At 61.8% G+C, this 24,518-nt stretch carries 20 protein-coding genes; 10 read left to right on the top strand and 10 right to left on the bottom strand.

The genetic code is table 11. The features are described from left to right. Nucleotides 1-39: 39 nt before the first annotated feature. On the bottom strand, nt 40-1,179 hold the full coding sequence (locus SGN16_RS10495; RefSeq protein WP_335943951.1) for an ABC transporter substrate-binding protein: 1,140 nt from the start codon (nt 1,177-1,179) through the stop codon (nt 40-42). Between the two features lie 504 nt (nt 1,180-1,683). Here SGN16_RS10495 and SGN16_RS10490 point away from each other — a divergent pair. Together SGN16_RS10490 and SGN16_RS10485 are read left to right on the top strand one after the other, a co-directional pair. Then, nucleotides 1,684-3,342, top strand: a complete 1,659-nt coding sequence (locus tag SGN16_RS10490) for a nitrite/sulfite reductase (RefSeq protein ID WP_210643873.1) — start codon at nt 1,684-1,686, stop codon at nt 3,340-3,342. Beyond that, nucleotides 3,326-3,820, top strand: a complete 495-nt coding sequence (locus tag SGN16_RS10485) for a DUF934 domain-containing protein (RefSeq protein WP_053121484.1) — start codon at nt 3,326-3,328, stop codon at nt 3,818-3,820. Before SGN16_RS10490 ends, SGN16_RS10485 begins: the two co-directional genes overlap by 17 nt. 270 nt (nt 3,821-4,090) lie before the next feature. On the opposite strand, the gene sohB is transcribed toward SGN16_RS10485, so the two are convergent. Next, on the bottom strand, nt 4,091-5,122 hold the full coding sequence (sohB, locus tag SGN16_RS10480) for a protease SohB (RefSeq protein ID WP_335943950.1): 1,032 nt from the start codon (nt 5,120-5,122) through the stop codon (nt 4,091-4,093). Between the two features lie 264 nt (nt 5,123-5,386). Between sohB and SGN16_RS10475 the strand changes: the two genes are divergently transcribed. From SGN16_RS10475 to SGN16_RS10460, 4 genes are all read left to right on the top strand, one after another. Beyond that, nucleotides 5,387-6,097 carry a histidine phosphatase family protein gene (locus tag SGN16_RS10475; protein WP_335943949.1) on the top strand — a complete coding sequence of 237 codons (711 nt, stop codon included), beginning with the start codon at nt 5,387-5,389 and terminating at the stop codon, nt 6,095-6,097. A 51-nt stretch (nt 6,098-6,148) separates the two neighbouring features. Further along, on the top strand, nt 6,149-6,463 hold the full coding sequence (locus tag SGN16_RS10470) for an SCP2 sterol-binding domain-containing protein (RefSeq protein WP_210643867.1): 315 nt from the start codon (nt 6,149-6,151) through the stop codon (nt 6,461-6,463). A gap of 218 nt (nt 6,464-6,681) precedes the next feature. Then, on the top strand, nt 6,682-8,400 hold the full coding sequence (locus SGN16_RS10465) for a hydrogenase maturation protein (protein ID WP_335943948.1): 1,719 nt from the start codon (nt 6,682-6,684) through the stop codon (nt 8,398-8,400). Nucleotides 8,401-8,463: 63 nt separating this feature from the next. Beyond that, nucleotides 8,464-9,327, top strand: coding sequence for a LysR family transcriptional regulator (locus tag SGN16_RS10460; RefSeq protein ID WP_335943947.1), 864 nt, complete (start codon nt 8,464-8,466; stop codon nt 9,325-9,327). 129 nt (nt 9,328-9,456) lie between these two features. Here the strand turns inward: SGN16_RS10460 and SGN16_RS10455 are convergent, their stop codons facing one another. Further along, nucleotides 9,457-9,690 carry a DUF465 domain-containing protein gene (locus SGN16_RS10455; protein WP_335943946.1) on the bottom strand — a complete coding sequence of 78 codons (234 nt, stop codon included), beginning with the start codon at nt 9,688-9,690 and terminating at the stop codon, nt 9,457-9,459. 217 nt (nt 9,691-9,907) lie between these two features. Between SGN16_RS10455 and SGN16_RS10450 the strand changes: the two genes are divergently transcribed. Both SGN16_RS10450 and SGN16_RS10445 read left to right on the top strand, forming a co-directional pair. Beyond that, nucleotides 9,908-10,429, top strand: coding sequence for a DUF4142 domain-containing protein (locus tag SGN16_RS10450; RefSeq protein ID WP_210643860.1), 522 nt, complete (start codon nt 9,908-9,910; stop codon nt 10,427-10,429). A 285-nt stretch (nt 10,430-10,714) separates the two neighbouring features. Continuing rightward, complete coding sequence (locus SGN16_RS10445) at nt 10,715-11,368, top strand: Pr6Pr family membrane protein (protein WP_335943945.1); 654 nt, start codon at nt 10,715-10,717, stop codon at nt 11,366-11,368. 93 nt (nt 11,369-11,461) lie between these two features. Here the strand turns inward: SGN16_RS10445 and SGN16_RS10440 are convergent, their stop codons facing one another. The 7 genes from SGN16_RS10440 to SGN16_RS10410 form a co-directional block, all read right to left on the bottom strand. Next, nucleotides 11,462-11,743, bottom strand: a complete 282-nt coding sequence (locus tag SGN16_RS10440) for a hypothetical protein (protein ID WP_210643856.1) — start codon at nt 11,741-11,743, stop codon at nt 11,462-11,464. A 95-nt stretch (nt 11,744-11,838) separates the two neighbouring features. Continuing rightward, complete coding sequence (locus tag SGN16_RS10435; RefSeq protein WP_335943944.1) at nt 11,839-13,950, bottom strand: ATP-binding protein; 2,112 nt, start codon at nt 13,948-13,950, stop codon at nt 11,839-11,841. Between the two features lie 210 nt (nt 13,951-14,160). Beyond that, nucleotides 14,161-17,238: an error-prone DNA polymerase gene (locus SGN16_RS10430; RefSeq protein ID WP_335943943.1), complete on the bottom strand. Its 3,078-nt coding sequence runs from the start codon at nt 17,236-17,238 to the stop codon at nt 14,161-14,163. Further along, nucleotides 17,235-18,656 carry a DNA polymerase Y family protein gene (locus tag SGN16_RS10425; RefSeq protein ID WP_210643849.1) on the bottom strand — a complete coding sequence of 474 codons (1,422 nt, stop codon included), beginning with the start codon at nt 18,654-18,656 and terminating at the stop codon, nt 17,235-17,237. The genes SGN16_RS10430 and SGN16_RS10425 overlap by 4 nt, the downstream gene beginning before the upstream one ends. A gap of 7 nt (nt 18,657-18,663) precedes the next feature. Next, nucleotides 18,664-19,287 (bottom strand): translesion DNA synthesis-associated protein ImuA, encoded by a 624-nt coding sequence (gene imuA, locus SGN16_RS10420; RefSeq protein WP_210643847.1) that lies wholly within the window; start codon nt 19,285-19,287, stop codon nt 18,664-18,666. Then, nucleotides 19,287-19,904: a transcriptional repressor LexA gene (gene lexA / locus SGN16_RS10415; RefSeq protein ID WP_210643845.1), complete on the bottom strand. Its 618-nt coding sequence runs from the start codon at nt 19,902-19,904 to the stop codon at nt 19,287-19,289. Before lexA ends, imuA begins: the two co-directional genes overlap by 1 nt. A 116-nt stretch (nt 19,905-20,020) precedes the next feature. Next, complete coding sequence (locus SGN16_RS10410; protein ID WP_335943942.1) at nt 20,021-20,905, bottom strand: LysR family transcriptional regulator; 885 nt, start codon at nt 20,903-20,905, stop codon at nt 20,021-20,023. Between the two features lie 129 nt (nt 20,906-21,034). Between SGN16_RS10410 and SGN16_RS10405 the strand changes: the two genes are divergently transcribed. Both SGN16_RS10405 and SGN16_RS10400 read left to right on the top strand, forming a co-directional pair. Further along, nucleotides 21,035-22,678, top strand: coding sequence for a GMC family oxidoreductase N-terminal domain-containing protein (locus tag SGN16_RS10405; RefSeq protein ID WP_335943941.1), 1,644 nt, complete (start codon nt 21,035-21,037; stop codon nt 22,676-22,678). 205 nt (nt 22,679-22,883) lie between these two features. Further along, nucleotides 22,884-24,506, top strand: coding sequence for an MFS transporter (locus SGN16_RS10400; protein ID WP_210643841.1), 1,623 nt, complete (start codon nt 22,884-22,886; stop codon nt 24,504-24,506). Nucleotides 24,507-24,518 lie beyond the last annotated feature (12 nt).

The following is a 24,518-nucleotide window of genomic DNA, read 5'->3' as shown; positions in this document are numbered from 1 at the left end:
AGATCATTATGGACAGCTTGCCTGCAATCCGGACTGAGGCTAGCGACGCCCCAGCCCATCGAGCGAGAAGGCATAACGCTCGCCATCCGGGTGGGACACCAGGCTGAAGCGCTTGAAGCCCAAGCGATAGTCCTTGGCGGGATCCATTTTCAACCAGGCGCGAGCCTGGGCCGGGTCGAGCGACTGCATCAGATCGAGCTGCTGGTTGTAGCCGCCATGACGCGCGAGGTCGACGCCCTGGGCATGATCATGGAGCATGACCATGGCCCAGCCGCCCAGGCTGAAATGCCCAGTGAACAGAACGCTCAAGCGCCCGTCGATACGTGCCTCAAGCGCCGGCCTGGAGCTGTTCATTGCACTGAACAATACATCCTTGCCTGGCTGGCGCCCTGCTTCCTCGAACGCTCGTATGGCACCCAGGGCCATTTCATCATTGGCGGACCAGACCAGCGCGGTCTGCGGATAGCGTTTGACCAATTGGCTCGCCTGCTCATAAGCCCGTTCACGATTCCATTCGCCATAGACCAACTGGCGCAGACGCACTTGCGGATACTCGGCCAGTGCCCGAAGCAGGCCTTTCTCACGCAGCTGCGCCGAAGGGGTGAGCTTTTTCCCGGAAAATGCCAGCAAATCAAGGGTCTGCCCAGGTGCCAGCGGCCCGTGTTGACGCAACAGTTCCTTGAGCATCAGGTAGCCACTGCGCTCATCGTTGGGCACCAGGCTACCGAGCAGCTCGGAAGGCAGGGCACCGTTCTCGGTCAGCAGGTGACTCTGATCGCTGGTCAACGTGTTGTTCACCAGGAATAGCTTGATCCCACTGCCCTGCGCCAATTGCAGGATTCGCGGGGCGACATACTGCTCATTGACCAACACCAGATAGTCCGGACGATCAGTCGCCGTAACCGCCTCGCGCGCCAGGCGGATCATGAGCTGGGGATCGCGCTCGGCATATTCCACACGCAGCCGCAGGCCCAGCTCGCTTGCCGCCGCTTGCATGAACTCGGTATAGCTGACCCAGAAAGGCTCCGTGGAATACCCCGGGTTGAGAAATACCACCGAAGGAGCAGCCGACCTGGCAGCCAAAGCGCCGGTCGAAGAGGAAACCGTATGAGCGGCCTGGGCCTGTGCCCAGAATGACAGGCATAACCACGCCAGTAGCCTGCAGATAAACTTCGACATCCCGCCCGCCCCAAATAATACGCCACCCAGTATAACGACCCGGGTGGCGAACGGGCACATGAACTCGAGAGCTTCATGTGGCCTGCGGCGGCTCGACGTTATTGATGACTGACCCAGAACACTGCGGTGCCCACCACCAGAATAATCAGGAACAAAATGGCCCAGGCATCAACAGTACTGTCGCTTTTCCTTGCTTTGGTCGGATTGCTCATTGCATCGCCTCTTGTCGGTTTTGTAGGTGATTGCATCGGGACTCGACCACAGTTAAGACGATGATTGCCCGCACGACAAATGTGGGTTAGGCAATAATCAATCTCATTAGTCGTTTTGGTTCTTTACATATACTCAAACATCACTTTTGCGCATAACTCAAAACAGGTATCTTGCACCGGCTCCTCTAGGAGTGCGCGGCCGTGCGCGCAGAATTGCCGAGGCAGAATCCGATTTCAGCGAGCCAACACGCAGCTGTTTCTGAGTCGGCCCAAGCCTGAGAACGAGACTTATATGTACGTATATGACGAGTACGATCAGCGGATCATCGAGGACCGCGTAAAGCAGTTCCGTGATCAGACCCGACGCTATCTGGCAGGCGAGCTGAGCGAAGAAGAATTCCGCCCTCTGCGCTTGCAGAATGGCCTGTATATCCAGCGCTTCGCCCCGATGCTGCGCGTGGCCGTGCCTTATGGCCAACTGACTTCGCGCCAGGTGCGCAAGCTGGCCCAGATTGCCCGCGACTATGACAAGGGCTACGCCCACATCAGTACCCGGCAGAACGTCCAGTACAACTGGCCGGCCCTGGAAGATGTGCCTGAGATCCTGGCTGAACTGGCCACCGTGCAGATGCACGCGATCCAGACCAGCGGCAACTGCCTGCGCAACGTCACCACCGATCAATTTGCCGGGGTCGCGGCCGATGAGCTGATCGACCCACGACCATGGTGCGAGATCGTCCGCCAGTGGACCACTTTCCACCCGGAATTCGCCTACCTGCCGCGCAAGTTCAAGATCGCCATCAATGGCTCGACCTCGGACCGTGCCGCCATCGAAGTCCATGACATCGGCCTGGAGACGGTCTACAACGCCGCCGGCGAGCTGGGCTTCCGTGTGCTGGTGGGTGGCGGCCTCGGCCGTACGCCGGTGGTCGGCGCGTTCATCAATGAGTTCTTGCCCTGGCAGGACCTGCTGAGTTACCTCGACGCCATCCTGCGGGTGTACAACCGCTATGGCCGTCGTGACAACAAGTACAAGGCGCGGATCAAGATCCTGGTCAAGGCCCTTACGCCTGAAGTGTTCGCCGAGAAGGTCGAGGCCGAAATGGCTCACCTGCGCGGCGGCCAGACCACCCTGACCGAAGCCGAAGTCCATCGTGTGGCCAAGCACTTCGTCGACCCCGCCTACAAGGCCCTGAGCAATCAGGACGCCGAACTGGCGGCGCTCGACAAAGAGCATCCAGGCTTCGCCCGCTGGCGCACCCGCAATACCCTGGCCCACAAGAAGCCAGGCTATGTCGCAGTGACCCTGTCCCTGAAGCCGACCGGCGTCGCCCCGGGCGACATCACCGACAAGCAACTGGATGCCGTGGCCGACTTGGCCGAGCGCTACAGTTTCGGTCAGCTGCGCACTTCCCACGAACAGAACATCATCCTGGCGGACGTTGAACAGAGCCAGTTGTTCACCTTGTGGGGCGAATTGCGCGAACAAGGTTTCGCTACCCCGAACATCGGCCTGTTGACCGACATGATCTGCTGCCCAGGCGGCGATTTCTGCTCCCTGGCCAACGCCAAGTCGATCCCTATCGCCGAATCGATCCAGCGTCGTTTCGACGACCTGGACTACTTGTTCGACATCGGCGAGCTGGACCTGAACATTTCCGGTTGCATGAACGCCTGTGGTCACCACCACGTTGGCCACATCGGCATCCTGGGCGTGGACAAGAAAGGCGAAGAGTTCTACCAGGTCTCCCTGGGCGGCAGCGGTAGCCGTGACGCCAGCCTGGGCAAGATCCTCGGCCCGTCCTTTGCCCAGGACGACATGCCTGACGTGATCGAGAAGCTGATCGACGTGTACATCGAACAACGTACCGAAGACGAGCGCTTCATCGACACTTATCAACGTATTGGCATCGACCTCTTCAAGGAACGCGTCTATGCAGCGAATCATTAAGAACAACGAGGTCATCGACGAAACCTGGCACCTGTTGCCCAAGGACGCGACCTTCGATGGCATCTCCAACTGCGACGACCTGATCGTGCCCCTGGCCTTGTGGCGCGACCATGCTCACGCGCTCAAGGCCCGCGACGGTGGCCTGGGTGTGTGGCTGGACGCCGACGAAGAAGCGGAAGAGATTGGTGATGACGCCAACCAGTTGCAGGTCATAGCCCTGAACTTCCCGGCCTTTACCGACGGGCGCAGCTATTCCAACGCTCGCCTGTTGCGTGATCGCTACGGTTTCAAGGGTGAATTGCGGGCAATTGGCGATGTGCTGCGCGACCAGCTGTTCTACATGCGCCGCTGTGGTTTCGACGCCTTTGCCTTGCGGGCCGACAAAGACCCCTATGAAGCCCTCGAAAGCCTCAAGGACTTTTCGGTGACTTACCAGGCTGCCACCGACGAGCCGCTGCCGCTGTTTCGTCGTCGCTGAAACCTGAGACATGAAAAAAGCCCTGACCCGGGTTGTACCGGTTCAGGGCTTTTTTATTGGGGCATGAATTATGTCGAAATCCCGCAACCACTTCGAAACCAATGTGGGAGCGAGCTTGCTCGCGATGGGGGGCAGCTGGCATCAATGTGGATGTGGCGCCGTCATCGCGAGCAAGCTCGCTCCCACAGGGGATCTCCGATGGTCACAGAATCCATGTACATGTCCAATTCCCTTGTGGGAGCAGGCTCGCTCCCACAGAGGGGTTAGCCGTTACCAGAACCGCTGCTGGGTCAGGCGGCTCCACCAACTCAGCAAGACGCGGTCCACCGAACCACTGGCCGCCATGCCGATGCGTTCCTGCAGGCTTTTGCGTTCGGCGTAGTGCAGGTGATACAGCTCGGCGCCTTTGGCTCGTTCGGCAAGGTATTCGTCGCTGGTTTTCAGTTCGTCCACCAGCCCCTTGCCCAGTGCCGCGACACCTAGCCAGACTTCACCGGTCGCCACTTCATCGATGGCCAGTTGCGGACGGTAATTGGAGACGAAGTTCTTGAACAACTCATGGGTGATATCCAGGTCTTCCTGGAATTTCTCCCGGCCCTTCTCGGTGTTTTCGCCAAATACCGTCAAGGTGCGTTTGTATTCACCCGCCGTCAGCACTTCGAAATCGATGTCGTGCTTCTTCAGCAGGCGATTGACGTTGGGCAACTGTGCGACGACACCGATGGAGCCAAGAATGGCGAACGGTGCGCTGATGATCTTCTCGCCAATGCACGCCATCATGTAGCCGCCGCTGGCCGCGACCTTGTCGATGCATACAGTCAACGGCACGCCGGCCTGGCGGATCCGTGCCAGTTGCGACGAAGCCAGGCCGTAGCTATGGACCATGCCGCCGCCGCTTTCCAGGCGCAGCACCACTTCATCCTTCGGCGTCGCCAGGGTCAGCAGGGCAGTGATTTCATGACGCAGGCTTTCGGTGGCCGAAGCCTTGATGTCGCCGTCGAAATCCAGCACGAACACTCGCGGCTTGGTCGCCGGCTTGCCCTTCTGCTTCTTCTCGGCCTTTTCAGCCTTGCCTTCTGTCTTGCGCAGGGCCTTGAGCTGGTCCTTGTCCAGCAGTGTCTGCTCCAGGCGCTCGCGCAGGCCTTTGTAGAAATCGTTGAGTTTGCTCACCTGTAACTGGCCGGCCGCCTTGCGCCGCCCCTTGCTGCGCAGCGCAGCAAAACTGGCCAGCACCACCAGAATGGCGATCACCAGCGTCACGGTCTTGGCCAGAAAACTGGCGTATTCGATGAAGAACTCCACAATGGCTCCTAGTCAATTCAAAAACGCCGCGCAAACGCCGGCACTTAACGCTCCCAGCATACCCATGCGCCTGCCTCGCGGCCAGCCATGAAACCTGCGGTTACCTTGGCGCGCCTTGCAATGCCCACAGCACACTCAGCGGCGGCAAGCGCCCTCGCCACAGGCTGTAACGGGCATTTCAAACAAGCGTATGTTTTTTCATTGACAGCTCACCGCCTTCCTCATAACCTCGCCAAACCTTCAACGTACCGGGATGACGCGGACGTGGGCAGCATCTATCTGATTCGACATGGCCAGGCCTCCTTTGGTGCGGACGACTACGATGTCCTTTCGCCCAATGGGGTGCGCCAGGCGCAAGTGCTCGGCAGCCACCTGGCGGAGCTCGGTGTCGTGTTCGATCGCTGCCTCTCGGGCGACCTGCGTCGCCAACAGGATACCGCCAACGGCGCGCTAGGCCAGATGTCCGCTGCCGGGCTGCCGGTCCCCGGGCTGGAAATCGACTCTGCGTTCAACGAGTTCGATGCCGATGCGGTGATCCGCGCCCTGCTGCCAGACATGCTCCCCCAGGAACCCGAAGCCCTGGAGATCCTGCGCAACGCCGCGCAGAACCGCGCCGAGTTCCAACGCATCTTCGCACTGATCGTCGAGCGCTGGCTCAGCGGCCAGTACGACCCACCCGGGCTGGAAAGCTGGCTGGGTTTTGTCGAGCGGGTCCAGGCCGGCCTGCAGCGCATCCTGGAACAAGCCGACAACACCCAGAAAATCGCCGTGTTCACCTCCGGCGGCACCATCACCGCCCTGCTCCACCTGATCACCCGAATACCGGCCCGACAGGCCTTCGAACTGAACTGGCAAATCGTCAACACCTCGCTCAACCACCTGAAATTCAGGGGCCGCGAGGTGGCCCTGGCTTCCTTCAACAGTCATGCCCACTTGCAACTGCTGAAGGCCCCGGACCTCATCACCTTTCGCTGAGTCCGGATTACTGTAGACCCTTGCTGTATCACCCAAATAAGGATCGAAACCATGACCTCCGTAGCCGACGCCGTACAAGCCATGAAAGCCAAGTTCAACCCAGACGCCGCTGCCGGCCTGGACCTGGTATTCGGTTTCCGCATCGACGATACCAAGAACTTCTCGCTGATCGTCAAGGACAAGACCTGCGAACTGCTGGAAGGTGAAAACCCGGACGCACAGGTGACCCTGGTGATGGACGGCGAGACCCTGCAAGGCATCGTCGACGGCAGCACCGACGGCATGCAAGCGTTCATGGGCGGCAAGCTGCGCGCCGAAGGCGACATGATGCTGGCCATGAAACTGTCCGAGCTGTTCCCTGGCTGAGACAGCGCTCGCGCTCTTCGCCAGCCTTCTGGCTGCAAACGAATCCCGCCCCCGTGGCGGGATTCGTGTTTCTGCCCTCCAGGGATTTCGCCCTGCACACACAACCTTGACCCTCGTCAGTAGCCGCTTGCCCCACAACCGCTAACTTAGCGCCTCCATCAAAGCCAGGGACGGCTCATCGGGAGCCTGCGCCCGCTCATCTCAAGGAAGAGACTTTCATGCCCGCACTGAAGATCATTCTGCTATCGACCGCGTTCAATGGCCTGACCCAACGCGCCTGGCTGGACCTGCGCGAGGCCGGTTATCGCCCCAGCGTGGTGTTGTTCACCGACCCAGCCACGGTCTGCCAGCAAATCGAAGAGAGCAACGCTGACCTGGTGATCTGCCCATTTCTCAAGGACCGCGTGCCTGAGCAACTGTGGCGCAATCCTCGGCGTCCGGTGGTGATCATTCATCCGGGGATCGTCGGCGATCGCGGGGCCAGTGCCCTGGACTGGGCCATCACTCGACAACCCGAACGCTGGGGCGTCACGGCGTTGCAGGCGGTGGAGGAAATGGACGCCGGGCCCGTGTGGGCCACCTGCGAGTTCAACCTGCCCGAAGGCCTGCGCAAATCGGAGCTGTATAACGGCCCGGTCAGCGACGCGGCCATCCGCTGCATTCGCGAAGTGGTGGAAAAATTCCGTGCCGGCTTCGTCCCGGTGCCGCTGGATTACAGCCGTCATGAGGTGATCGGGCGCCTGCAACCGAACATGACCCAAGACGATCGCACCTTCAGCTGGCACGACAGCACGAGTTTCATCAAGCGCTGCATCGACGCCGCCGACGGCCAGCCCGGTGTGCTCGCAAGCCTGGCCGGTGGCCAGTTTTACCTGTACGACGCCCATCCAGATGTACGCCGCGGCCTGCCCGGCGAATTGCTGGCCGTGCGTGACGATGCGGTGTTAGTCGCGACCGGTGATGCAAGCCTGTGGATCGGCGCCCTGCGCCACAAGCCGCAATCCGGCGAACAGACCTTCAAGCAACCGGCACGCCATGTGCTCTCACAGCGACTCAACGGAGTGCCGGTGCTCGACAGCTCCCTGGCCCGGCATCCGTTCAGCGATGAGGCCTATCAGCCCATTCGCTACCGCGAATGCGGCCATGTGGGGGAACTGACGTTCGAATTCTATAACGGCGCGATGAGCACCGAGCAATGCCAGCGTCTGGTGCAGGCGCTGCGCTGGGCCAAGTCCCGGGACACCCAGGTGCTGTTGATTCGCGGTGGACGCGGCAGCTTTTCCAACGGCGTGCACCTGAACGTGATCCAGGCCGCCACCGATCCCGGCCTGGAAGCCTGGGCCAACATCCAGGCCATCGATGACGTCTGTCTTGAGTTGTTCAGCGCCCGGCAACTGGTGGTCAGTGGCCTGACGGGCAACGCCGGGGCTGGCGGGGTCATGCTGGCCCTGGCGGCCGATATCGTGCTGGCGCGCAGTGACATCGTGCTCAACCCCCATTACGCAACCATGGGCCTGTATGGCTCCGAGTACTGGACCTACAGCCTGCCCCGGGCGGTCGGCCCGGACCAGGCGTGGAAACTCACCCAAGACTGCCTGCCCATCAGCGCCCTGCAGGCGTTGCGCTACGGCATGGTCCAGGAGATCGGGCCACGTTGTCCTGACGAGTTCGGCCTATGGCTGTTGCAACGGGCCAACAGCGCGCTGCTCGATCCAGCCTATGAAACCCTTCGGGTTCGCAAGGCCGAACGCAGCCTGCCGGCGATCCAGGCGTGTCGCGACGGCGAACTGGCGCAGATGCGCCGCGATATGGTGGACAATCGCCATGGCTTCGCCCAGAAGTGCCGCAGCTTTGTGCTCAAGCACAAGGCCTGCCGCACACCCGAGCGCCTGATCGCCCCTTGGGCGCGAGTGGCTGAAGCGCAAGCCATTCCATGATTCCCGGTATCGGGGAGGCCTGGCAGCTCTTACAATGCCCGCTTCCCCCGCATCGGCCTGACCATGGACATCGACCTCGCTCGCACCTTCCTGGAAATCGTCCGCCACGGCAGCCTCGCCGCCGCGGCCGACAAGCTGCACGTCACCCAGACAGCGATTACCGCGCGGGTGCAGAAGCTTGAAAGCCAGCTCGGCTGCGCGCTGTTCGTGCGCAACCGCGCCGGTGCGCGGTTGACCGCCGATGGCGAAGCCTTTGTGATCTACGCCAATCAACTTGTGCAAACCTGGGAAGCGGCCCGCCGAGACCTGCCGTTACCTGAGGGCTACCGCAATGTTTTGCACCTCGGTGGCGAGGTCAGCCTGTGCAACCCCTTGATGCTCGCCTGGGCCGGCGAGCTGCGCCAGAAGATCCCCGGCCATGCCCTGCGCATGGACATCCGCGACGGTGAAAAGCTGCTGCAACAGCTGGAACTGGGCCTGCTGGATGCGGCGGTGGTGTACCAGCCCGAATATTGGCCGCGCCTGCAAGTAGAACAGCTGTTGGAAGAAAAGCTCATCCTGGTGCGCCTGGCCACCCGTCCCGAACCCTACGTGTACATCGACTGGAGCGCCGACTTCCGGCGCCAGCACGACACCGCGCTACCGGAAAAGGCCAAGGCCGCCGTGACCTTCAACCTCGGCCCCCTGGCCTTGCAGTACATCCTGGAGAATGGCGGCAGCGGCTACTTCCGCACTCGTGTCGTGCAGAGTTACCTGGACAGCGGCATTCTGGAGCGAGTGCCCAAGGCACCGGAGTTCAATTATCCGACCTACCTGGTCTATTCCCGGGACCGCGATTCAGCGGCGCTGCAGCAGGCGTTCGAAGTGCTGCGCGAGATCGTCAAGGCCGGCAGCGACTGGTCCCAGCGCTGGGATCCGCTGACCTGATGGATGTTCGAATGGTGTTGTAAAACTCATTGTGGCGAGGGCGCTTGCGCCCACGCCACAGAATCATCGGCATCGCCATAGTCCAGGGCCCGTCATGAAGGGCCCCTCACAAGCAGGCCAGCCTGACGGCTACCTCAATTTCTCCGCGATCTCATCTTTGATCAGCAAGCGTTTCTTCTTGAGTGTCTCCAGGGCATCGTCGGACAGCGCCGCCGATGATGGTTTTTCGGCGTCGACCACCTCGGCATCAAGTTGGGAATATTTTTGAAGTAACGAATCGAGCCGTGGATCCTCGCTGCGCTTTTGCTGGATATGGTCTTTTGTGCAGTTGAGATCCTGGCACAAATCGTGGGACACCGGCATGGAACACCTCCTTCAGTGGGTCGGTGGCAGACGCCTTTACGGCGCTCGTCGATTATCAGAATGGCCTCGTTGACGGGGTTCTGTCGACCGCCAATCCGACCAGCGGTGACCGTTCGTCGTAACGGGATATCTTCCAATCAAACCTTTGCCGGCGCGCCGCTCTCCATTGAACAGAGACGAAACGAATCGCTCTTTCAACCTGTGTGGAGACTTATCAATGGACGGATTTACCTTGCGTCAACTCGGCCTGGCAGTTGTTCTGAGCACCAGCATGGGCGTGGCCTGGGCCGCGACTTCCAACGACTTCGTCGACAACGCGGCAGCCGGTGGCATCGCGGAAATCGAAACCAGCAAACTGGCCCTGGAAAAAAGCGCTTCGGCGGACATCAAAGAGTTCGCCAATAAGATGATCACCGATCACACCAAGGCCAATGAAGAGTTGAAAGCGCTGGCGAAAAAACACGACATCGAAGTGCCAGACGACACCACGCTGATGAAGAAGGCCAAGGAAAAAATCCTCGACCTGCGGGACGAGTCCTTCGATGCAGCCTATGCCAACAACCAGGTCAAGGCTCACGAAGAAACCATTGCCCTGTTCAAGAAAGAAGCCGGTACCGTCACCGACGATAAAAAAGCTGGCAATACCGAACTGAAGGCGTTCGCCCAGAAGATGCTGCCGGACCTGGAGCATCACTTGGAAGCGGCCAAGAAACTTCAGGCGGCTCACCCAAGCAAGTAATCCTGAAGTACCGAATAAGGCCGTCTCCCTGAAGATGGCCTTGTTCAAGGTTTAACAACACCTCCAGTCACCCGCATCCGCCGAAGCGCCAGCACTCTCGAGTCGCCTGTTTTCGGGTTCGTCACGTAGCGGCAAGCGGCACGTCGACCGCTCGTCGGCACTGTCATTTCTGACAGTAGAATCTTGTACCGCGCTCTCCTAGGGTCTTGCTCAACAGACGCTCCTGCTTAAGCGCCAACCGCTTGGGCTTTGCAGTCGCAGGCGCCGCGCAGCAGGAGCCAAGTCATGAGCGATGAACAGGTGTTAACGCAAAGCGCTGGTGGGATTGCGGTGAAAATCGCCGCACTGCTGGGATGGTTCGCATTGATCCTCCAGCTCTACCTGATCCTGACTTCGCGCTGGCAGGGCGACAAGAGCCTGCTGGGCGGAGTCGACATCTTCTTCAGTTACTTTACGGTGCTGACCAATATCCTGGTGGCCGTGGTGCTGACCTGCGCGGCCACCTCAGGAGATTCGGCGCTGCGGCGGTTCTTTCTCAAACCCACAGTCCAGGGCGGTGTAGCCGCTGCCATTGTGCTGGTCGGGCTGGCGTACAACCTGTTGTTGCGCAATATCTGGAACCCCCAGGGTCTGCAATGGGTGGCGGATGAATTGCTGCATGACGTGATGCCCATACTGTTTGTGATCTATTGGTGGTTCTGCGTGCCCAAGGGCACCTTGCAATGGCGGGATGTCTGGCCATGGCTGATCTATCCACTGGCCTATTTCATCTATGCCCTGGTGCGTGGTCACTTTGTCGGCTCCTACCCCTATCCCTTTATCGAAGTGGACACACTGGGTTATCCACGGGTGTTCATCAACGCGGTGATGGTGCTGCTGGGATTCGTGGGGGTGTCGCTGGTACTGATTGCCCTGGATCGCTGGAAAGGCAAGCGCTGAGGCGCCGCAGAAAAATTGCTCCATCCCCATCCGCCCAGGGGCCTCATCGATCTGGACGGGGCGTACTCAATGTTTCCACGATTCGGTTAACGGCTAGCCACCGTCTGTGTCGATATCAGCGTCAGTGCTGTCATCGGATTTTGGCCGGTCCGGATCAGGCTTGAAGCCGGGGCTGAAGGTATTGTCATTGTCTTGATGATGATGCTTCTGATCGACCTCACTGTCGGCGCTCTGGGCCTGGTCCGTACCGGCGGGGCTGACGGGCTGGGTGCCGGCCGAAGTGGTCGGTACCTGGGGATCGATGGCCGGATCGTTGCGTGGGGTCGGGTCTTGTGTCTGGCCTTGTTGCTGGGTGTTTGCAGGATCGTCGTTCATAGGCACCTCGTTCATGGCAGGGCCGGATGGATGACCGGTCTTGTCATTCGAAGGTGACGCAACGGCTTCGGTTCCATTTGTTTACGCTGACGCGCTCAACGCCCCAGCACGGTTCTCACCATCCGGGTCAGCGCGTCCGGGCCGTAGGGTTTGCTCAGCAAATGGGTGTCGGGGCTCAATTGGTGGTTGCGGGAGATGATGTCCCGGGTGTGGCCCGAGGTAAACAGCACCGGTACCGGTGGAGACTGCACCTTGGCCCAGGCGGCCAGGTCGGAGCTCTTGATCAACCCGGGCATGACCACATCGGTAAAGATCAGATCCACCAAGGCGCCCTCCAGTAGCAGTTTCATGGCCTCGTCGCCATTGGCGGCGGTGAGGGTCCGGTAACCGGACTGCTCGAGCAACTCCACCGAGGCACTGCGCACCTCTTCGTTGTCCTCCACCACTAGAATAGTCTCGTGCCCACCCAGCTGGAGCGGGTCGTGTTGCGTCTCTTCACCGGCTTCTGGCTGGAGACTGCGGGGGAAATACATCTGCGCCCGCGTGCCCTCCCCCAGGCTGCTGGAAATCTCGATATGGCCGCCGCTCTGCTTGACGAACCCGAACACCATGCTCAGCCCCAGCCCAGTGCCCTGGCCGTCAGTCTTGGTGGTGAAAAACGGCTCGAATACCTGATTCAGGACATCGGGCGGCATGCCTGCGCCGCGATCGATCACTGACAATCGCACATAGTCGCCCGCCAGGATGCCCTTGCCGACACAGGACGACTCATCGAGCACGATATTCTCGCCAATCAGGCCGATGGTGCCCTCGCCGCCCATGGCATCACGAGCATTGATCGCCAGGTTCAACAGGGCGTTTTCCAATTGATTGCGATCAACATGGATGCACCAGGGTTCATCGGGCAAAGTCATTTCGATCTGGATGGTTTCACCCAGGGCCCGTTGCAGCAATTCGCCCAAGCCGTCGTAGATGCGCCGTGGGTTGTAGACCGCCGGTGACAGCGGCTGGCGGCGGGCAAAGGCCAGCAGTTGCGATGACAACTTGGCGCCACGCTCCACGGCTTCAAGGGAGGCACTGACCCGCCGTTGCACGTTGGCATTGTCCCGCTCGTGGCGGGCCAGCAAGTGCAGGTTGCCGGAAATTACTTGCAGCAGGTTGTTGAAGTCATGGGCCACACCGCCGGTGAGACCACCGATGGCCTCGAGTTTCTGCGACTGGCGCAACTGCTCTTCGGCCGTCAGCCGTGCTTGCACCTCGTCGGCAACGCGCTGTTCCAGGTCGCGGGTGAATTTGAGCAGCGATGCTTCGGCGGTCTTGCGTTCGTTGATGTCAATCAGTACCCCCGGGAAACGCAGGGGTTTGCCCAACGCATCGAACTCACACCGTCCGCTGGCCTGTACCCAAAGGTAATCCCCGCCCAGGCGACGCACCCGATATTCAGCGCTGTAGGGGGTGCCCGTACGCAAGGTCAGTTCGACCCGCTGGTTCACCTCCTCCAGGTCATCCGGATGGATGCTCTGGCGGGCGATCTCGATCGGCAGTGCGTCCAGTGGAGCGTCTGGCGGGTAATTGAAGGTCCGGGCGAAACGCTCATCGCCGGACAGTGTGTCGGCCTGGATATCCCAGACAAACGATCCCAGCAAGGGCCCGGCCGAGAGGGCCAGCTGGATACGCTCATTGACGGCGCGGTAACTGCGCTCGGCTGCTTGCCGGGCCCGCTCGGTCAACACATGCTCGGTGGTCTCCACCACCACCGCCAACACACCCGCTGGGGATTGGTCTTCACCAGGCACCGGGCTGTAATAGAGGTCCATCCAGACATCTTCGGGCTTGCCGTTGCGTAGCAGCACCAACTCCTTGCTGCGATAGGACAAGGTGCCACCGGCCAGGCAGACGTCCAGGACATGGCGATTGAACTCGGCCACTTCCGGCCAGCCCAACTCCACTGCACACCCCAGCAGGTACGGATGACGACCGCCAGCGAACTCGGCATAAGCATCGTTGTAGATCATGAAGCCCTGGCGCCCCCACAGCATGACCATCGGCAGGGGTGAAGCCAGCAGCATCTGGACAGCGTTGCGCAAACTGGCGGACCAGTGCTCGATAGCGCCCAGTTCGGTCTGGCTCCAATCAAACGCCCGGATACGCCCGGCCATCTCACCGCCCCAACCGGGACAGCCGTGATTCTGGGATAAGAACTGCATGGGTCGACTCTGAACCTCAAAAATGCTTGCAGGGAACTGGTATACCACGAGTGCCTTGCGCTCAGAGCTTCGAGCGTTGCGTTAGCGTTTGGTTTCATGGGGGGGCCATGACGACAACTTGTCAGGACTGGGGCCCTTATTCTGTTGCCAAGGGATTTGTCTGTGATGAGGATTTATTTGTGGCGAGGGGTTGCGGTATGGCTACCAGAGTTAGTGGAAATCACGACTGCGAACATTGATACCCGCCAGCAATTCGCTCAAGTCACTCAAGCGCCCGGCGATCAGGTGGCGGACCTCGCCGACGCTTTCCCAGCGCCCGTCGACCCTGAGCAATTGCGCGCCCACCAGGGTTTTGCGTTGGCGTTCGGCCAGGTCGCGCCAGACCACCACGTTGAGGTTGCCGAATTCATCCTCCAGGGTGACAAACGTCACACCGCTGGCCGTGCCCGGGCGTTGGCGGCCAGTGACCAGCCCGGCGACGCTGACGTTGCGGCCATGTTCCACCTCCTGCAGTTCCCGTGAACTGCGGCAACGGCGGGCGCGCAGTTCGGGACGCAGCAAGGCCAACGGATGGGGCCCCAATGTCGTGCCGAGCGTGGCGTAATCGGCGAACAGGTTTTCTCCCACCGTGGGCCTTGGCAGGTCTATGGGCGGTTCTTCCTGGCTGGGCAGACCGGCGAACAAACCCAGTTGTTTCTGCACCCCGGCCACTTCCCAACGGGCACGGTGGCGATCACCGGCCAACCCCTGCAAGGCCCCGGCATCGGCCAGTTGCGCCTGGGCCCGGGCATCGAGTTGCGCGCGCTCGCCCAAGTCGGCCACATCACTGAAAACCCGCTGCCGGCGGGCCGCTTCGATACGCCGGGCATCCTCTTCGCGAAAGCCCTTGACCAGACGCAGGCCCATGCGGATCGCAGGTTGGCGGCCTTCCAGAAGTTCGAGGCTGCAATCCCAGTCGCTGGCGCGCACGTCCACCGGACGGATCTGCAATTGATGCCTGCGGGCGTCCTGGAGAATCTGGTCCGGGCTATAAAAACCCATGGGCCAACTGTTGATCAGGGCACAGGCGAACGCTGCCGGTTCGTGGCACTTGAGCCAGCTGCTGGCGTAGGTCAGCAAGGCAAAACTGGCGGCGTGGGATTCGGGGAAACCGTAATTGCCGAAGCCCTTGATCTGTTCGAAAATCTGCGCAGCGAATTCAGCGGTGTAGCCGTTTTTCTTCATCCCGGCGGCCAGACGCTCCCGGTGGGGTTCCAAGCCGCCGTGACGCTTCCAGGCGGCCATGGAGCGCCGCAACTGGTCGGCTTCGCCGGGGGTGTAATCGGCCGCGACGATAGCGATCTGCATGACCTGCTCTTGAAACAAGGGCACACCCAAGGTGCGCTCGAGCACTTTTTCCAGCGCTTCAGAGGGATAAGTCACCGCCTCTTCTTTGTTTCTGCGTCGCAGGTACGGGTGCACCATCCCACCCTGGATCGGCCCGGGCCGCACGATCGCCACTTCGATGACCAAATCGTAGAAGGTCTTGGGTCTCAAACGAGGCAACATCGACATCTGCGCCCGGGATTCGATCTGGAACACACCGATGGTGTCGGCGCGACTGATCATTTCGTAGGTCGCCCGATCCTCCTTGGGCAACGACGCCAGGGCATAGCGCTCGCCCCGGTAGCGCTCGATCAAATCGAAACACCGGCGAATCGCACTGAGCATGCCCAGGGCCAGGATGTCCACCTTGAGCAAGCCCACCGCATCCAGGTCGTCCTTGTCCCACTGGATGATGGTGCGCTCGGCCATGGCGGCGTTTTCCACCGGCACCAGGGTGTCCAGGGGTTGTTCGGAAATCACGAAACCGCCAGGGTGCTGGGACAAGTGCCGTGGGAAGCCGATCAGTTGCTGGGTCAGGCTCAATACCCGGCGCAACACCGGGCTGTCCGGGTCGAAGCCGCCTTCACGCAAGCGCTCCACCGGCGGCGCCTCGTCACTCCAGCGGCCACAGCAATCGGCCAGGGCGTTGACCTGATCCGGCGGCAGGCCCAGGGCCTTGGCGACATCGCGCACCGCCCCGGCGCCGTGATAACTGCTGACCACCGCCGTCAAGGCCGCACGATGGCGACCGTAGCGCTGGAACACGTACTGCAGCACTTCCTCGCGACGCTCGTGTTCGAAATCGACGTCGATGTCCGGCGGCTCGTTGCGCTCCCGGGACAGGAATCGCTCGAACAGCAGGTTGGTACGACTCGGATCGATTTCGGTGATGCCCAAGGCGTAACACACCGCCGAGTTCGCCGCCGAACCACGTCCCTGACAAAGGATTTTTCGGCTGCGGGCGAAGTTGACGACGTCCTGCACGGTGAGGAAATAACTGTCGTAGCCCAGTTCGGCGATCAGCTCCAATTCATCGTTGATTTGCCGCCGGACCTTCTCTTCCACACAGTCCGCCCAGCGTTCACGCATGCCACGCTCGGTCAGTACCCGCAGCCAGGACGCCGGATCATGTCCCTCGGGCACCAGTTCACGGGGGTATTGATAGCGCAGTTGGCCGAGGTCAAAGGTACAACGCCGGGCGATGTTCAGGGTTTCGTCGAGCAAGGCCCGCGGGTAGAGATCGGCCAGATCCTTGCGGCTGCGCAAGTGGCGCTCACCGTTGGGGTGCAGGCGCTGGCCGGCCTCGGCCACTGTGACGTGGTGGCGGATGGCGGTCATGGTGTCTTGCAAGGCACGACGACCACGCACGTGCATGTGCACATCGCCACTGGCCACGGCTGGAAGACCCAAGCGCTCGGCCAGCACCAGTGAGTCTGCCAACCGACGACGGTCGTCCTGCCCGCAGTGCAACTGGACTGTCAGCCACAGGCATTCGGCAAAAATCGATTGGAGCCACCGCCCGTGCTCCTCGGCGTCTTTGCCCTCGGCTACCCACAACACCAGCAATCCCGGCAAGGGCTCAGCGAAGTCCTCGCGCACGATGCGATAGCGACCTTTCTCGCTGCGTCGCCGGGCGCGGGTGATCAGCCGGCACAAAGCTTGATAGCCCTCCAGATTCTCCACCAGCAACACCAGTTTCGGACCGTTTTCGACCTGGATCTCGCTGCCGACGATCAGTTGCAGCTCCAGTTCCTTGGCCGCCTGCCAGGCCCGGACGATTCCGGCCAGGGTGCATTCGTCGGTGATTGCCAGGGCCTGATAACCCTGCTCCTTGGCTCGCCGGCACAACTCCAGGGCGCTGGAGGCGCCACGTTGGAAGCTGAAGTTCGACAGGCAATGCAGCTCGGCATAGTCGACGCTCATGCGAACCAGCCCTGCAGCCACAGCGGCCCGCCTTCGCCCACCGGTCGATAGGCCCAGCCGCGTTGCCCGGTGCGGGTTTCGATCAGGTAGTAATCGCGGCGCACGTCGGCGCCGTCCCACCAACCGGTCTCGATGCGCTCCGGCCCCATGAGGATACGCGTGTGGCCTTCCGGCAACGCTTGGGGCTCACCGAGCAGCCAGCCGGGACGCTGCACGCCGGCGCGCACCGGACAGGCCTGGGGCGGGGGCTGGGGGGTCATCTGCCAGGCGCACTCCGGCCGATGATCGTCGCGAAACCCCAGGCCCTGCACCGCGTCATCCCCCAGTCGCGCCCGCAAGCGCTCGCGCAGTTGCTCCCAGGGCAAGGTCTGTTGCGGACGCTCATCGAACAGCTCCAAGCGCTGAGGCACGAAACTTGGCAAGTCTTCGGCACACAAGCGAAAGCCGCGCACCGGTGCCGCGACCTGCACCTGCTCCAAGCGGCCACGGGCCAGTTCGAAGAGCATCGACGGATCCCGTTCGGCGCTGAGCAGGCCGACCTTGATCAGCGTGTCCGGTAACCCGGCATGCTCCAAATGCAGGTCAAAGCGCTGCACGCCGCTGTCGCGACCGCACAGGAAGGCCGACAGATCACCGGTCAACCGGCGCAACGGGAACAGCAACGCCTGGTGGGACTGGACGTCGTAGTTGAGTTCGATGCGCACATCGAAACGGTCCGGCGGCAAATAGAACGACAGCGCCAGGCTGCGACTGCCGGTCAACGCGTCGAGGTGCTTGAGCACCTGGGCTTCGAAGCGCCGTGCCAGGGTATGGCGGGGCAAAGCCTGGACCTGGCTCAGGCGGCGCAGGCCCATGCGCGACAACGCCGTGGCGACGTCGGGTTCCAGGCCGATCCGCTCCACGGGCATGTGCCCCAGGTACTGTTGCAGGGTCTCGGCGTCGGGCACCACCAAAGCGTCATAGGCATTGGCCAACACCCGCGCCGCCACCGGATTGGGCGCTGCAACGATGCGATGCCGAAAGCCCAGCTCGGTCAGCTCGGCCCGCAGGCGCGCCTCGAACACCGGCCAGGGCCCGAACAGGCCCAGGCTCGACTCGATCTCGAACAGCAGCGTACGCGGATAATGCACGCTGACCTGGGAACTGAAACGGTAGGCCCAGGCTGCCAGGAACTGTTGCCAGTGTTCGATCTGCGCCGCGTCGTATTCGGCGGTGGCAAAGCCTTTGCTCAAGGCCTGGGCGGCGGTCATGGTCTGGCCGGGACGCAAGCCCAGGGCCCGTGCCGGCGCGTTCACCGCTTGCAACACCCGGCGCTGGGCCGGGCCGCTCAACAAAGCCAGGGGCTGTTCGGGATCGGGACGCTGACGCAGCGCGGCGTCCAGCGCCAATTGCGGGAAAAGAATACACACCCAGCGCATCGCAACCTCAATGCCCTGTCTGTGGGGAAAAAGCGATCGGTGCCGAACGGGCCAGCCCGCCCCGGCACTTGAGCACACGCAATTGCGCCGGCCGGGTATCGATGGCGATGCGCAGGGCCGCAGGTGACGGATTGATAGCTTCCTGGATCGAGCGCCAGGCGAACGCCAGGGTCTGGCCGGTTTCCGCAGCCACTTGCAGGCGGCGCAAGGCCCGGTCGTCCGCCTGGCGAGGCCAGCACAGCACCGCGCCACAACTGCCCGAACGCAGGCATTGTTCGGTGGCCCACAAGGCATCGCGCTCATCGGCACGGATCACTGACAACTGGCTCAGATCGACCCCGGCGCTCTGCCAGGCCTGGGGATAAGGCACGAACGGTGGCGCCACCAGCACGATTCGTTCCCCTGCCGCCGACAGTCGTGCCAGGGTCGGCCACACCAGTTGCAATTCGCCTATGCCGGGCGCGGCGATGAGCAATTCCGTCAACGCCGCTTCCGGCCAACCACCGCTGGGCAACGCAGCGTCCAGTGCAGCATGGCCGGTGGGTTGCGGGCTGGCGGCTGGCGGCGCAGGCCGGCCCTTCCAGACCTGGCCGCCGTTGAACAGCGTGTCCAATGCAACGACGGCGCCCATCAGCCTTGCCTCAACAGGCCGCAGAACACCCCTTCTATCGCCAGGTCCTGATCGGCTTCGACGATGATCGGTTGATAGGCCGGATTGCGTGGCAGCAAACGTACACGCTCGCCAATTCGCTCGAAGCGCTTGATGGTGACTTCCCCGTCCAGGCGCGCCACGACGATCTGGCCGTTGGAGGCCTGAGGCGTGCGCTGCACCCCCACCAGATCACCATCGAGAATACCGTCCTCGATCATCGAGTCGCCCTGGACCCGCAGCAGGTAATCCGGCGCCTTGGTGAACATTGCCGGGTCCAGCATCAAGCGGCTGTGAACCTCGGCGTCGGCACCAATCGGCAGGCCAGCGGCCACCCGCCCCAGCACCGGCACGTCCAGCAGTTCGGGACGCGGAGGCTGGTTCAACAAGCGGATACCCCGGGCCTGATGCGGATTGACTTCGATAAACCCGGCTTCGGTCAGCGCCAACACATGCTTGCGCGCCACGCTGCGCGAGGCAAAACCGAACGCCTCGCTGATTTCAGCGAGGCTGGGAGGCTGGCCCTGGTCGGCGATGCGTTCGCGGATGAAGGACAGGATGGCGGCACGGCGTGGGGTGAGAGTCGTCATGGAGTACATTTGTACTCCTGTCGGTTTTTTCTGACAAGCACCACCAGTCAGCTCACAGACTCATAGCCCACCGACAATCCTTGCTCACCGCAAGGGTTGGGCCGACAGTGAATTCGGTAGCGCTACTAAGGAAGCAGCAACCCTTGCTCGCGCTCGCACAACTGCACCACGTAATCCCACAACACCCGCAGTCGCACAGACTTGTGCAATTCGCGGCGGGTGCTGATCCAGTAGCTGCGGCGGATGGTTTCATCCGGCAGCAAGGGCACCAGCGCCGGGTCACCGCTGGCCATGTAGCAAGGCAGCACGGCGATGCCCAGCCCCGAACGCGCGGCCTGTTGCTGGGCGATGACGCTGGTGCTGTGGAACACCACGCGAGGGTTGCGGCAAAAGCTGTTGAGGAACATCAGTTCCTGGCTGAACAGCAGGTCATCGACGTAGCCGATCCAGGCGTGGCGGGCCAGGTCCTCGCGGCTGCGTAGCGCTGGCGAACGGTCCAGATAGGCCTGGCTGGCATACAGCGCCAGACTGTAGTCGGTGAGCTTGCGGGTCACCAGCAGGTCGGCCGCCGGACGTTCGAGGTGGATGCTGATTTCCGCTTCACGGTTGAGGATGCTGACAAATCGCGGCACCGCCACCAGTTCCACCTCCAGCCCCGGATAACGTTGGAACAGCCCGTCCATGCGGCTGGCCAGGAACATGATGCCCAACCCTTCGGTCACTCCCAGGCGAATCTTGCCCAGCGGTGCGCTGGACTGGGTGATGTCCTCCTGGGCCAGCAACGCCACGTTCTCCATGGCTTCGGCGTGCTTGAGCAACGTTTCACCCGCCGGGGTCAGTTCATACCCCTGGGCGTGCTGGACGAACAGTGCGGTGCCCAGGCTCTTTTCGATGGATTCGATGTGCCGCGCCACTGTGGCATGGGTGGTGTTGAGGCGTCGTGCAGCCGTCAGCAAACGGCCACTGCGTTGCAGTTCGAGAAAATAGCGCAGGTCATTCCAATCGAACATGGACCATCCTTGAACACGCCTGAAGGCATGATTGTTTAAAAACGCACAGCCGCTGCGCAAAAACTAACATTCTTTTGACGAAAACTAACAACTAGGATGGATCCCACAAAAACAAAAATGAGGTCGCGAATGCAACCTGTCGTCGATGAATACGATTACGTGATCGTGGGCGCCGGCCCTGCTGGGTGCCTGCTGGCCAACCGGCTTTCGGCCAACCCGCAACACCGGGTGCTGCTGCTCGAAGCCGGCGGGCGCGATAACTACCCGTGGATTCACATCCCAGTCGGCTACCTGTTCTGCATCGGCAACCCACGCACCGACTGGTGCTTCAAGACCGAAGTACAACCAGGCCTGCAAGGGCGCGCCCTGAGTTACCCACGGGGCAAGGTGTTGGGCGGCTGCTCCTCGATCAACGGCATGATCTACATGCGCGGCCAGGCTGCGGATTACGATGGCTGGGCCGCCGAGGGCAATCCTGGCTGGGCCTGGAAGGACGTCCTGCCGCTGTTTCGCCAGAGCGAAAATCACTTTGCCGGAGCGTCCGAATTCCACGGTGCCGGCGGAGAATGGCGGGTCGAACGCCAGCGCCTGTCATGGCCGATTCTCGATGCATTTCGCAGCGCCGCCGAGCAGAGCGGCATTCCCAACGTCGATGACTTCAACAGCGGCGACAATGAGGGCTGCGGCTACTTCCAAGTCAATCAGAAAGCCGGGGTACGCTGGAACGCGGCCAAGGCCTTTCTCAAACCGATTCGCCAGCGCCCCAACCTCACGGTATTGACCGACGTCGAAGTCGACCGTGTGTTGTTGCGTGATGACCGGGCCCACGCTGTCAGCGCCCGCTGGCAAGGCAAGGGCATGACCTTCAAGGCCCGCAAGGAAATCGTATTGTGTGCCGGAGCCGTTGGCTCGCCGGGGATCCTGCAGCGCTCCGGGATCGGCCCGCGCAGCCTGCTGCAGCGCCTGGGCATTGGCGTAGTGCATGAACTGCCCGGCGTGGGCGGCAACTTGCAGGATCACCTCCAGCTGCGGCTGATCTACCAGTTGGAAAACGCCCGGACCCTGAACCAGATCGCAGGCTCCTTGTGGGGCAAGATGGGCATGGGCCTGCGCTACCTGTACGACCGCAGCGGCCCGCTGTCCATGGCCCCCAGCCAACTCGGCGCATTTGCTCGATCAGGGCCGGAACAGACCTCGGCCAACCTCGAATACCACGTGCAACCATTGTCCCTGGAGCGCTTTGGCGAACCGCTGCACAGCTTCCCGGCGTTCACCGCGTCGGTCTGCGACCTGCGTCCGCAAAGCCGTGGCCGAGTGGATATCCGCTCAGCCGACCCGCACGAAGCGCCGCTGATCCAGCCCAATTACCTGAGTCATCCCGAAGACCTGCGGGTCGCCGCCGACGCCATTCGCCTGACCCGACGCATCGTCGCGTCCCCGGCCCTGAGCGCCTTCAAACCGGTGGAATACCTGCCGGGCCCCAGCCTGCAAACCGAAGAAGAACTGCACCAGGCCGCCGCCCGCATCGGCACAACGATTTTCCACCCGGTGGGCACCTGCCGCATGGGCCAGGACGGCGATGCGGTGGTGGATACGCAATTGCGCGTCCATGGTGTCAAGGGCCTGCGCATCGCCGACGCCTCGATCATGCCGCGCATCACCTCGGGCAACACCTGCTCGCCGACGCTGATGATTGCCGAGAAGGCGGCGCAGCTGATGCTTGAACAGGACACCAGGAGTACCACGATCCAGAAGGAGGCTGCCACGGTCTGAAGAACAAGTAAGTCCCCCTGTGGGAGCGAGCTTGCTCGCGATGACGGCAGCACATTCAACACATGTGTGACAGGCAGACCGCTATCGCGAGCAAGCTCGCTCCCACAGGGAAAATATGTGAGCAGAAGGAAAGCATCAAAGCAGGAGACGCCACCCCGGCGTCGACAGTGGAACAACAAAAACAATCACTGTGAGGGATACCGCTATGTCTGAACATGTTCAGCCCCTGGAAGCCATACGCAGCGCCGGCACCAGCCAGGAAACCCAGAAAGTCATCTTCGCCTCGTCCCTGGGGACGGTGTTCGAGTGGTACGACTTTTTCCTCTACGGCGCCCTGGCGGCGGTGATCAGCAAGCAGTTCTTCGCCGGGGTCAACGACACCACGGCGTTCATCTTCGCCCTGATGGCGTTCGCCGCCGGCTTCATCGTGCGGCCGTTCGGTGCGCTGGTGTTCGGTCGGCTGGGGGACATGATCGGGCGCAAATACACCTTCCTGGCGACCATCGTCCTCATGGGCCTGGCGACATTCTGCGTCGGCCTGCTGCCCAACTACGCCAGCATCGGCATCGCCGCGCCGATCATCCTGGTGCTGCTGCGCATGCTCCAGGGCCTGGCCCTGGGCGGTGAGTACGGCGGCGCGGCGACCTACGTCGCCGAGCACGCGCCAATGGGCAAGCGCGGCTTCCATACCAGCTGGATTCAGTCCACCGCCACTCTGGGGCTGTTGCTCTCGCTGTTGGTGGTGCTGGGCTGCCGCTACTTCACCGGCGATCAGTTCGAAGTCTGGGGCTGGCGCATTCCGTTCCTGTTGTCGATCCTGCTGTTGGGCATATCCACCTGGATTCGCCTGAGCCTGCACGAATCGCCGGCCTTCGTGAAAATGAAAGAAGAAGGCAAGTGCTGCAAAGCGCCGATCCGCGAATCCTTCGGCAAATGGGAAAACCTGAAAGTGGTGCTGATCGCCCTGTTCAGCATCAACGCCGGGCAGGCGGTGACCTTCTACGCCGCGCAGTTCTACGTGCTGTTTTTCCTCACTCAGTTCCTGAAGATGGACCCGGCCCTGGCCAACAGCCTGCTGATTGTCAGCGTGGTGATCGGTGCTCCGTTCTTCATCTTTTTCGGCTGGCTGTCGGACAAGGTCGGGCGCAAACCGGTGCTGATGATCGGCCTGCTGCTGGCCACGGCGCTGTACTTCCCGATCTTCAAGACCCTGGCCCACTATGCCAACCCGGCCATCGACCAGGCGAGCCGCCAGGCGCCGATCACCGTGCTCGCCGACCCGGCCACCTGCACCTTCCAGTTCGACCCGGTGGGCAAGGCGCGTTTCGACAGCCCTTGCGACAAGGTCAAGACCTTCCTGGTCAAGCAAGGCCTGCCCTACAGCAGCGTCGCGGCCCCAGCGGGCAGCGATGTGCAGGTCAGCGTCGGTGACGTGAAACTCGAAGGCTATGACGAAGCCGCCCTGCGCGGCGCGGTGACCCTGGCAGGCTACCCGCAAAAGGCCGACGCCCAGCAGATCAACCGGCCGATGATTGTTGCGCTGATCGTGGCGCTGATCATCATCTCAGCGATGTGCTACGGGCCGCTGGCGGCGTTGATGGTCGAGTTGTTCCCGACGCGGATCCGCTACACCTCCATGTCCCTGCCCTACCACATCGGCAACGGCTGGTTCGGCGGCTTCCTGCCCACCGTGTCGTTTGCCCTGGTGGTCTACACCGGGGACATTTTCTATGGGCTGTGGTACCCGGTGGTGATTACCGGGGTAAGCCTGGTGGTGGGCATGATCTGCCTGCGGGAAACCCGGAACGTGGACCTGGATAAAAACTGAGGGCAAACCGTG

Source organism: Pseudomonas sp. G166, assembly GCF_037027455.2.
GTDB lineage: Bacteria > Pseudomonadota > Gammaproteobacteria > Pseudomonadales > Pseudomonadaceae > Aquipseudomonas.
This window is presented reverse-complemented; position numbering and strand designations above follow the sequence as displayed.

Bases quoted from the DNA above. Each gene is read 5' to 3' on its own strand.
- SGN16_RS10495 (WP_335943951.1), bottom strand. From the start codon at position 1,179: ATGTCGAAGTTTATCTGCAGGCTACTGGCGTGGTTATGCCTGTCATTC.
- SGN16_RS10490 (WP_210643873.1), top strand. From the start codon at position 1,684: ATGTACGTATATGACGAGTACGATCAGCGGATCATCGAGGACCGCGTA.
- SGN16_RS10485 (WP_053121484.1), top strand. From the start codon at position 3,326: ATGCAGCGAATCATTAAGAACAACGAGGTCATCGACGAAACCTGGCAC.
- SGN16_RS10470 (WP_210643867.1), top strand. From the start codon at position 6,149: ATGACCTCCGTAGCCGACGCCGTACAAGCCATGAAAGCCAAGTTCAAC.
- SGN16_RS10465 (WP_335943948.1), top strand. From the start codon at position 6,682: ATGCCCGCACTGAAGATCATTCTGCTATCGACCGCGTTCAATGGCCTG.
- SGN16_RS10460 (WP_335943947.1), top strand. From the start codon at position 8,464: ATGGACATCGACCTCGCTCGCACCTTCCTGGAAATCGTCCGCCACGGC.
- SGN16_RS10455 (WP_335943946.1), bottom strand. From the start codon at position 9,690: ATGCCGGTGTCCCACGATTTGTGCCAGGATCTCAACTGCACAAAAGAC.
- SGN16_RS10450 (WP_210643860.1), top strand. From the start codon at position 9,908: ATGGACGGATTTACCTTGCGTCAACTCGGCCTGGCAGTTGTTCTGAGC.
- SGN16_RS10445 (WP_335943945.1), top strand. From the start codon at position 10,715: ATGAGCGATGAACAGGTGTTAACGCAAAGCGCTGGTGGGATTGCGGTG.
- SGN16_RS10440 (WP_210643856.1), bottom strand. From the start codon at position 11,743: ATGAACGACGATCCTGCAAACACCCAGCAACAAGGCCAGACACAAGAC.
- SGN16_RS10435 (WP_335943944.1), bottom strand. From the start codon at position 13,950: ATGCAGTTCTTATCCCAGAATCACGGCTGTCCCGGTTGGGGCGGTGAG.
- SGN16_RS10430 (WP_335943943.1), bottom strand. From the start codon at position 17,238: ATGAGCGTCGACTATGCCGAGCTGCATTGCCTGTCGAACTTCAGCTTC.
- SGN16_RS10425 (WP_210643849.1), bottom strand. From the start codon at position 18,656: ATGCGCTGGGTGTGTATTCTTTTCCCGCAATTGGCGCTGGACGCCGCG.
- imuA (WP_210643847.1), bottom strand. From the start codon at position 19,287: ATGGGCGCCGTCGTTGCATTGGACACGCTGTTCAACGGCGGCCAGGTC.
- lexA (WP_210643845.1), bottom strand. From the start codon at position 19,904: ATGTACTCCATGACGACTCTCACCCCACGCCGTGCCGCCATCCTGTCC.
- SGN16_RS10410 (WP_335943942.1), bottom strand. From the start codon at position 20,905: ATGTTCGATTGGAATGACCTGCGCTATTTTCTCGAACTGCAACGCAGT.
- SGN16_RS10405 (WP_335943941.1), top strand. From the start codon at position 21,035: ATGCAACCTGTCGTCGATGAATACGATTACGTGATCGTGGGCGCCGGC.
- SGN16_RS10400 (WP_210643841.1), top strand. From the start codon at position 22,884: ATGTCTGAACATGTTCAGCCCCTGGAAGCCATACGCAGCGCCGGCACC.